Origin of the sequence: Stenotrophomonas sp. SrG, from assembly GCF_050031795.1 — a bacterium.
In the GTDB taxonomy this organism is placed as follows: domain Bacteria; phylum Pseudomonadota; class Gammaproteobacteria; order Xanthomonadales; family Xanthomonadaceae; genus Stenotrophomonas; species Stenotrophomonas rhizophila_A.
Map to the genome: position 1 here is coordinate 1 of NZ_JBNBBE010000076.1, position 320 is coordinate 320.

Here is a 320-nt window from a genome sequence, read left to right on the forward strand (position 1 = left end):
TTGTCATCGTCCACCGCTACCCCGTTCTCATCGGTGCGCAGGTGCTCGCGGGCCGCGCCGTAGTCGAAAGCCACCGTAGTCACGCCACTGGCCATCGCTTCCAGCGTGACGTTGCCGAAGGTCTCGCTGCGGCTGGGGAACAGGACCAGGTCGCCGCTGGCAAAATGGCGCGCCAGCGCATCGCCGCGCTGCACCCCACAGAAGAGGAAGTCCGGGTTTTCATGGGCCAGTTTCTCGCGGGCCGGGCCATCGCCCACCCACACGAAGCGGGCCTTGGGCCGCTCCTGCTGCAGCCGGCGGAACGCTGTCACCGCCAGCGC

1 protein-coding gene is annotated in these 320 nt (G+C 68.4%); it reads right to left on the reverse strand.

Annotation, left to right across the window (positions count from 1 at the left end; all coding sequences use genetic code 11):
• Nucleotides 1-320, reverse strand: a 320-nt coding sequence (locus ACQG3P_RS19045; protein WP_426805912.1) for a glycosyltransferase, incomplete at both ends; no start/stop codon positions are given.